This is a genomic window from Paracoccus broussonetiae (assembly GCF_031854425.1).
GTDB lineage: Bacteria > Pseudomonadota > Alphaproteobacteria > Rhodobacterales > Rhodobacteraceae > Paracoccus > Paracoccus broussonetiae.
This window is the reverse complement of record NZ_JAVRQI010000035.1, coordinates 1-7,925: the sequence shown is the minus strand read 5'-3', so window position 1 is coordinate 7,925 and position 7,925 is coordinate 1. Positions and strand designations below refer to the sequence as shown.

The window sequence follows — 7,925 nt, the reverse complement described above, 5'->3', positions numbered from 1 at the left end:
AAACCCAAAGCGCCCAAGGGCGCCCCCTGAGCATCGCTGCCGCGGCCTACGCCGGATGGTTACGTCCGGTATGGAGAAATTCAGAATCCATGGCCCGGATATTCCAAATGTGACCACGGATGTAGAATTAGTTTACAACTTTTTGATAAAGCTGCCTTACGCAGATAATCCAGGAGCTTATAAAATTACTGTTGGGCTTCGAAATGAGCTCTGCAGTCTACAAAAGCATAGGAATGCTGGCGAAGACTTTGATGAATTCGAATTCCTAATGATGTCGAGAATGTCGACTGCTAGATGGGAGGTTGAGTTCACAGATATGTCTGTGGCTAGGACCTTTGGTAGAGCTATTTCGTCGTGGTATGATGCTCTGCCCAAACACCCAGAGCCATTTGCAGAACGGGTTTCGAAATTCGCTAAAATGTATGTTTCAGGAGTCGTCAGACTAATTTCTGCATGCATCATCGCGGTTGCAACGTTCGGTAAGGCGGTTTGGACTTTTGAACCGATAAATTCAGGAAAAATTGCTGTATTTATTCTACTCATGTATGCAGCACATTTTTTAACCACGCCACTAATTGAAAGACTTCAACGAAAGCTCATGTGCATCCGCACTGCCGCATCGCTGTCCATCACTCAGCCTGATAAAGATCTTCTTGATGACGAAGAGGCTGCTAGAGGGAAGCTCGCTCGTTGGGTGTGGGTTAATGCCCTTTTGCCTCAACTTCCAGCTGCAGCGATAGGAGCGGTGACGTGGCTCCGGCCTTACTTTTACTGACCGTGTCAGCAGATCCAGTTGCTCCTCGAGCTGCCGGATAGTTTCTTATTCCGAATTACTGCGGAGTAGGGCCGAACGGGGGCGCGGGTTGATTAAGGCCAGGGCGCTACCATTCCTATCTTCTCCTCATCCATCCCCAATAAGGCGGGGCGCATGGCCTCTCTTTGATCGACCATTCCTGCGCGTTGGCCACACGTCGTAGAGTTTCTTTAATTCATCACCGAGGACTAGAATGAAGGCCGCGAGTATAAAGAAGTATCTGCGCCCGTCAACGATCATGGGACGCAAGAGCACATTCGCGAATGCCTTCGCTTCGGCCCTTGCGCCTTTCGATGCATATGACCAAGAAGCTGTCTCCAAAGCTATTCGCGATCTTGGACAAGATCCCGATGGCGATCTGAAATGCGTTTACTGTGGTGCTGATGCCGCAACATGGGATCACGTATTTAACCGAGTTGTGAAGGGCGAGTTCTCTGGACACGGGCACAGAATACGCAATCTCGTTCCGTGTTGTAGAACATGCAATGAGAGCAAGGGTCAAAAGGCTTGGCAAGATTTTTTAGAAATACGGAACCCTTCAGACAAAAGCGAGCGGGCGTCGAGATTGGCGGAATTCTTGCGAGAAGATGACATCAAGTCGATTGGAACCGCAGTGATGAGGCATGAGGTAACAGATGAGATGAAGCGGTTTCTCGAAATTAGAACCAAAATCTTCGAGTTGATGGCAGAAGCAGACAGGCTCGCGGCAGATATACGAGACAAAGCCAAAGGTTAATCTGAAGGCGCAGCGATGGGTTCTATACGATTTTAGGCACTTGAATGACGGCTTCGTCCCGAAATTCGATCGACCACTACCGCAGTGGCCCTCAAAACGAGCGGCAGCTTTGTCCGCATCGCTGCCCTGGCCGGCCAGACCACACCGTTGGCGGGTTCGGAAGGCCAGGTCGACGCACAGAGCCCTTTGCGGACGATGGAAGCCTGCTCTACGGGAAAAGGAAGCAGTCGTTCCAATCAATTTCTGGAAGATCGGGTATTAATACCCTGTCATACTCTGACACCGGGAAACAAAAGAGAGGATAATTTTTAAAGAAATAATCGAGAAGCGATTGATCTTGGAGTTCAACGAGAGGCCAATACTGTCTGAAGTAATGAACAACCTCATCTGCCTCGGCTATCCAGTAGTCCTCGCGCTGTCCAGTAATAATGTTTCCGATCAACTTCGTTCCGATGAGAGGATTGTCAACATGCGGAGGTCGCAGAACGTAAAGTTCTTTCTTCTCTATGGCACGATGCAGTGCGCATAGGAACATTTCGGTCGCGACGGCATACTCTATCTTCGGATATTTCTGGCGGAACCACTCCCAGTTCAAGGCAGGGAAATAACCCTGACTCACTATAATCTCCATATTTTCTTCACTTGGGGTCCCAATACCCCAAATTTCTTCAGCGGCCATATTCCTCTCTGTGCACAGCAAATTTACCCACTCCAATGTGCAACTGATAGCATCGATGTTGAACTCTTTGATCTTGATTTCACACCCATGATACAGCGCGTTCATGCAATATCCAGTTGACAAGTGCGGACGTCCGCATCGCTGCCCTGGCCGGCCAGACCACACCGTTGGCGGGTTCGGAAGGCCAGGTTGACGCACAGAGGCCTAAGCTGCCGCTCGTTTGTCGTGGGCCCACAGCGCGATTCGCGGGGCCCAAAACATGCCCAGCAGGGAAATGGCAGAAATCGGTATGCCTATATTATCGAAGTTGCGCCCGAACCCGGATGCCACAAGCGCAAACAATCCGCTTGCCAAAGCGGTCGTCAGGATAGCAGCAAGCTGAATTGCCCGATGTCTGCCGAACCTATGTTCGAGCTGTTTGACGGTGGTCATGAAGGTAAGCGCGGATGGAACCAATAAAGCGAGGCCAGCAATAGGGATAAGCACAATGAGACAGATCCCTCCGAACACCAAAATCACAGGGGTTACCAGTGGCTCGCCTTGAATTATCCCCGTCAATATCGCGATCGCCATCAGATCAAAGAGTGCGGTGCCAATGAGCATTACAGCGTAAAATGTCCTGAACGCGCTGTCTCCTATCAGCAAACCACTCAACACTGGCTCCTTCTGCAGCAAATTGTTTAAGAGCGATATGAACTATTGCCGTCAACTGCAAGCGCTTGTGGTCGTGGCCGACCGCTTCGTCCGCATCGATGGCCCTGGCCGGCCGGGCCACACCGTTGGCGGGTTCGGAAGGCCGGGTCGACGCACGGAGCTCTTAGCGGGCAATCGGGCGTTCGTAGAACTACCGGGCGACGATACGTCTGAACACATCATTGAGGTAGGCTTGCTCATCGATACGGAAGTGCGTCGTCCCGACCATTTCGAAACCCTGTTTCAAGTAGAAGGCTATCGCTGGGATGTTCTCGGAATTGGTGGTCAACCAGACCGATGGGGCATCGACAGACTTTGCATAAAGCAAACCCTGCTCTAACAGCGCCCTTCCTAGTCCTCTTCCGTGGTGGCGCGGCTGAACGTAAAGGGTCGAGATCTCCAATGAAGAGCAGCCCGTTACAGGGGCTACCTTGCCGTGGGTGATACGAATGAACCCGTCTAGCCCGTCCTTGTTTTCTGATACGATCACATGTTCGCTCGGATCTTCGAGAATGGCGGTAAGCTTGGGCGCTGTGAACTCGTTCAGGGCGAATTCCGCGAAAAATGCATTTACGCCCTGCCGGATATAGGTTCCTAGCCAAACCTCGATTGAAATTGCGGCAAGGATAGGCGCGTCAGATGGGCGCGCTAAGCGAAGGCTCATGCATCGTGTTCCGACATCATTGATGTTCCTCGGAGTCTAGGGCTGTTGGTTAGCGGCAGCAATGACCGCATCTCTGCATAGGATCTGGATACCTGACCCGGCTTTCGACCTGCAGGCCGCGAATGCGGGAAAACTCCCCCGTATTGTCAGTCACGAGGACGGCGCCGGCGGCAGGGGCATGAGCCGGGATCAACAGATCCTTCGGACTAACAGCCATTCGGAGAACAGCGTCACCCGGGCGGTCGAAGCCTCTCTCCTGGCTTGGGAATTGCGCGAAGCCGCGGCGGGACGTAGCGTCGGTGGGGACAGCAAGGAGAGCGCCCTTGTTCCGAGTCGATCGCAACCTGAACCGCATCTCCCCCCTTTCCCGGAAGCGCTTTGGCGAGCTTGGCTTCCGCGAGCGGGAGCATCTGCAGGAATGGCTCGTCCATCAGCCGGATGCGCTCGGCGAAGATCTCCTGATCATCCAGAAGGAGTTCGACGGTTTCGACGAGACGCGGGAGCGCCTCGATCTCCTGGCACTGGACAGGGATGGCAACCTCGTCATCATCGAGAACAAGCTCGACGATTCCGGGCGCGACGTGACCTGGCAGGCGTTGAAATACACGGCCTATGTCTCGGCCCTGAAGACCAGGCAGCTGGTCGACATCTACCAGCAATATCTCGACAGATATGAAGGCGGCGGGTCCGCGGCGCAACGGATCTGCGAGTTCCTCGAGGTCGAGGACATCAGCGATGCCGAGCTCAACCGCAGGAACACCGAGCGCCTGATCTTCATTGCGGCCAATTTCCGCAAGGAGGTGACGGCGACCGTGCTCTGGCTGATCGGGCGCGGGGTCAACGCCAAGTGCTTCCGGGTCCAACCGTTCAGCTTCGGGGAAGAGATCCTTCTCGACCTGCAACAGATCATTCCGCCACGCGAGGCCGCCGAATACATGGTCAACCTCGCGGCCAAGGAGGTCGAGGAGAGTGCCAATGCGGAAGGCCAGATGCGGCGCCACGACATGCGCATGGGCTATTGGACGCTGGCGCTCCAAAGAATGCGCGATGACCGCCTTGCGATCTTCTCCAATCTGAGCCCGAGCAAGAACAACTGGCTCTGGGGAAGCACCGGAGTGTCGAAAGTCCATTTCCTGCTGTCCTTCACGCAGCAGGAGGCGCGGGTGGGCCTGACCATGGTCAACAAGGACCAGGCAGAGAACAAGCGCCTCTTTGATGCGCTTCACGCCCGCAAGGAGGAGATCGAGGGCAAGTTCGGCGGCCCTCTTCTCTGGCTGAGGAAGGATGATGGCATCCAGAGCATGATCGCGACATCGCAGAATTTCTCCGGATTCGATCCGGGCGAGTGGCCCGCCATGGCTGCCTGGATGTCAGAGACATTTCAGAAGTTCGGTCCCGCTCTCAAGCCGGCCTTGCTCGAAGTCGCCGCTGGATTGTCGTTTGCGGGGGAGAGCGAGGACGATGCCTAGACCGCCGCTGCACCGCGCGGCTACCGATGAGCGACGAGATGAGGGGTAGGATTGCCCCGCTGTCCCTGCAGTTTATCGAAGGCGAACAACGGCCGTCGCATGGGGTGCAGTGGACACTGCCTTGTTGTCTTTTCCATCATCGCCTTAATGAAACAACCTAATTTTCTGTCTGCCGAAGCTGGATCATGGCCACCCAAAGGAAATTTCTGGAAACCTCATGCAGGGCGCTTTGGCGGTCATCAGCGACATCCACGGCAACGTTGTTGCCCTCCGGGCAGTTCTGGAGGATATCCGGGAGCAGCGCAGAAGCCCGGAGGCTCCAGCTTAAGGCGGGCCAGAAAACGTAGGCAGAGCAAAGGGCCACCGGATTCGAGTCGCAACTGGATCCCACGGCAGGTCAGCATCTGCAGCCACGGAAGGCATGCATACGAAAGGCCGAGTGGGTGACCCGACCTTCCAAGATCTTCGACATCGAAGGGTAGCTATACAGTTCTATGAAAAATCCCGCTTAGTCTTGCGGAGGCGGGCCGCGTAGAAGTTGAACAGATCCTCTGCCAGCGCTTTTGCTGGCTCTATGGGAAGATCCCGGATCGTAATATCGTGAGCTGACACGAGGTCTTTATCTTTCAGCCTTGTATGCCTTGCAATCAGCGGCCCCAGATCTTTCGCTATCTCTGCGACGTCAACGTCGAGCACGGCCCGTTGATTTTGATCCAATGAGGCAATGTCGAATATCACATCTGCCTTGGTGCCGCGAACTTGGCAGATGACATATGGATCTTGGCTCTTCTCGCATAAGTCATAATGCTTGTTGATCCGCGCCGAGTCATGATGGGCAGTATAGAGGTAGGGCATGATTTCCAGATTGAACTCATTTGCTTTCTTTGGCTTTATGTGAAACCTGTGGCCTAGAGCATCGGTTTTCCCGCGACATAGGTCTGCGCGATGGCGCGGTCGTCGCCCATGATCTGCAGGATGAACAGTTCCTCGGCCAGCGTGGTCGCGCGTTCCATCCGCAAGGTCATTGCCGGGGTCGCGCGGCTGTTCAGAACCACCAGGTCGGCGTCGGTGCCGGCGGCGAGGGTGCCGATACGGTCCTCCATCCCCAGAACCAGTGCATTGCCGCGCGTCGCCCAATGGAACGCGGCAAAGGGATGCAGCTTCTGGCCCCGCAGTTGCAGGATCTTGTAGCCCTCGTTCATCGTCTGCAGCATCGAATAGCTGGTGCCGCCGCCGATATCTGTCGCGATCCCGGCGCGGATGCCGCGGGCGCGCAGACCGCCTTCGTCGAACAGTCCCGATCCCAGGAACAGGTTCGAGGTCGGGCAAAAGACCGGATGGCTGCCCGTCTCGGCCATGCGCGCGATCTCGCGCTCTTCCAGGTGGATCGAGTGGCCGAGCAGGATCTTGTCGCCCAGCAGCCCGTAGGTTTCATAGATGTCCAGGTAATCCCGCGCCTTGGGGTAAAGGCTCAGGGTAAAGGCGATCTCGTCCAGGTTCTCGCTCAGATGCGTCTGGATGTGACAGTCGGGATGTTCACGGGCAAGCTGGCCCGCCATCTCCATCTGCTGGGGGGTCGAGGTGATCGCGAAGCGCGGGGTGATCGCATAGCGTTGCCGCCCGCGCCCGTGCCACTTTTCGATCAACGCCTTGCTGTCGTCATAGCCCTGCTGGGGGGTGTCGAGCACCGCCTCGGGCGCGTTCCTGTCCATCATCACCTTGCCGGCAATCATGGCCATGTTTCGCGCCTCGGCCGCCGAGAACAGCGCCTCGGCCGATTGCGGATGGACCGAGCAGAAGGCGACCGCCGTCGTGGTGCCATGGTGGACCAGCAGGTCCAGAAACTTCTCGGCCATGGCGGGTGCGTGTCCCTGCTGGGAAAAGCGCGCCTCCTCGGGGAAAGTATAGGTGTTCAGCCAGTCCAGAAGCTGTGCGCCCCAACTTGCCACCACCTGCACCTGCGGGAAATGGATATGGGTGTCGATGAAGCCCGGCAGGATCAGGTTCGGCCGGTGGTCGATCTCGGGCAGGCCATCGGCCCGCAGCGTGGCATAATCGCCCGTCGCGACGATCTTGCCATCTTCGACAAGGACCGCACCATCCTCATGATAGGTGAACGCGTTCTCGACCTCGACCGGGTCGGCGTGGAAAGAGAGCGTTCGCCCCCGGATCAGTTGTCGCATGAGTGTTTGTGGAACTCGGGTATGGTTTGGGTCAGGCGGCCGATGATCTCGGCTGCGGTGAAGGCGGCGATGACCTCGGGGCGCTTGTCGCGCGAGTGGCCGGCACCGATGGGGCAGGTCAGTCGGTCCGTGTCGAGGCCCTGGGCGCGGGCGAAGCGGCGGAACTGCGCGAGCTTCGTCTGGCTGCCGATCATGCCGATATATGGCGCGTCCATGCGCCTCAGCGCCTCGGAGGCGAGAAGAAAGTCGAGCGCGTGGTCATGGGTCAGCACGATGAAGGAGGTGCCGAATGGCGCATTGCGGATCTCGGTCTCGGGCAGGGGGGTCAGGATGGTCTCGCCGCGCGCAAGGGCAAGTTCGTCCGCGCGCTGGTCGATCAGGATCGGGCGCAGCGGCAGCAGCGCCAAGGCACGCGAGAGCGCCCGCCCGACATGGCCAGCGCCGAAGATCTGGACCACGGGATGCTCGGGGGCGGCGGGCGCCTCGGTGATGCGGGTCAGGGCGAGTTCGACCCGTCCGCCGCAGCATTGCCCGATTTCGGGCCCGAGGGGGACGTCCATCCGCGCCTGCGTCTCTCCGCGTGCGAGCATTTGCCGTGCGCGGTCGATTGCCATGTATTCGAGTTGCCCGCCGCCGATGGTTCCTTGGATGGCTTTGGGCGTCACGATCATGATGGCGCCGGTTTCG

General features: G+C 56.9%; 9 protein-coding genes. 3 read left to right on the top strand and 6 right to left on the bottom strand.

Annotation, left to right across the window (positions count from 1 at the left end):
- Window positions 1–775 (top strand): hypothetical protein (locus RM190_RS23115; protein ID WP_311761840.1); only part of this gene is annotated, 775 nt, incomplete at its 5' end.
- 232 nt (window positions 776–1,007) lie between these two features.
- Window positions 1,008–1,550: an HNH endonuclease gene (locus tag RM190_RS23110; protein ID WP_311761839.1), complete on the top strand. Its 543-nt coding sequence runs from the start codon at window positions 1,008–1,010 to the stop codon at window positions 1,548–1,550.
- A gap of 208 nt (window positions 1,551–1,758) precedes the next feature.
- On the opposite strand, the gene RM190_RS23105 is transcribed toward RM190_RS23110, so the two are convergent.
- The 3 genes from RM190_RS23105 to RM190_RS23095 form a co-directional block, all read right to left on the bottom strand.
- On the bottom strand, window positions 1,759–2,334 hold the full coding sequence (locus tag RM190_RS23105) for a hypothetical protein (protein WP_311761838.1): 576 nt from the start codon (window positions 2,332–2,334) through the stop codon (window positions 1,759–1,761).
- A gap of 99 nt (window positions 2,335–2,433) precedes the next feature.
- Window positions 2,434–2,883, bottom strand: a complete 450-nt coding sequence (locus RM190_RS23100; RefSeq protein ID WP_311761837.1) for a hypothetical protein — start codon at window positions 2,881–2,883, stop codon at window positions 2,434–2,436.
- Between the two features lie 190 nt (window positions 2,884–3,073).
- Complete coding sequence (locus RM190_RS23095) at window positions 3,074–3,586, bottom strand: GNAT family N-acetyltransferase (protein WP_311761836.1); 513 nt, start codon at window positions 3,584–3,586, stop codon at window positions 3,074–3,076.
- Window positions 3,587–3,909: 323 nt separating this feature from the next.
- On the opposite strand from RM190_RS23095, the gene RM190_RS23090 reads away from it, so the two are divergent.
- Window positions 3,910–5,055: a DUF4268 domain-containing protein gene (locus tag RM190_RS23090; RefSeq protein WP_311761835.1), complete on the top strand. Its 1,146-nt coding sequence runs from the start codon at window positions 3,910–3,912 to the stop codon at window positions 5,053–5,055.
- A gap of 492 nt (window positions 5,056–5,547) precedes the next feature.
- Here RM190_RS23090 and RM190_RS23085 read toward each other — a convergent pair whose 3' ends face one another.
- The 3 genes from RM190_RS23085 to xdhC all read right to left on the bottom strand — a co-directional run.
- A complete protein-coding gene (locus RM190_RS23085; protein ID WP_311761834.1) occupies window positions 5,548–5,910 on the bottom strand; it encodes a hypothetical protein in 363 nt (120 codons plus the stop codon).
- Window positions 5,911–5,963: 53 nt separating this feature from the next.
- Window positions 5,964–7,238, bottom strand: coding sequence for a guanine deaminase (gene guaD, locus RM190_RS23080; protein WP_311761833.1), 1,275 nt, complete (start codon window positions 7,236–7,238; stop codon window positions 5,964–5,966).
- A partial coding sequence (gene xdhC, locus RM190_RS23075) for a xanthine dehydrogenase accessory protein XdhC (RefSeq protein ID WP_311761832.1) occupies window positions 7,226–7,925 on the bottom strand: 700 nt, incomplete at its 5' end. The genes guaD and xdhC, both read right to left, overlap by 13 nt.

What these genes read in the sequence shown, in the direction of transcription:
- RM190_RS23110 (WP_311761839.1), top strand. Translation starts at nt 1,008, where the DNA reads ATGAAGGCCGCGAGTATAAAGAAGTATCTGCGCCCGTCAACGATCATG.
- RM190_RS23105 (WP_311761838.1), bottom strand. Translation starts at nt 2,334, where the DNA reads ATGAACGCGCTGTATCATGGGTGTGAAATCAAGATCAAAGAGTTCAAC.
- RM190_RS23095 (WP_311761836.1), bottom strand. Translation starts at nt 3,586, where the DNA reads ATGAGCCTTCGCTTAGCGCGCCCATCTGACGCGCCTATCCTTGCCGCA.
- RM190_RS23085 (WP_311761834.1), bottom strand. Translation starts at nt 5,910, where the DNA reads ATGCCCTACCTCTATACTGCCCATCATGACTCGGCGCGGATCAACAAG.
- guaD (WP_311761833.1), bottom strand. Translation starts at nt 7,238, where the DNA reads ATGCGACAACTGATCCGGGGGCGAACGCTCTCTTTCCACGCCGACCCG.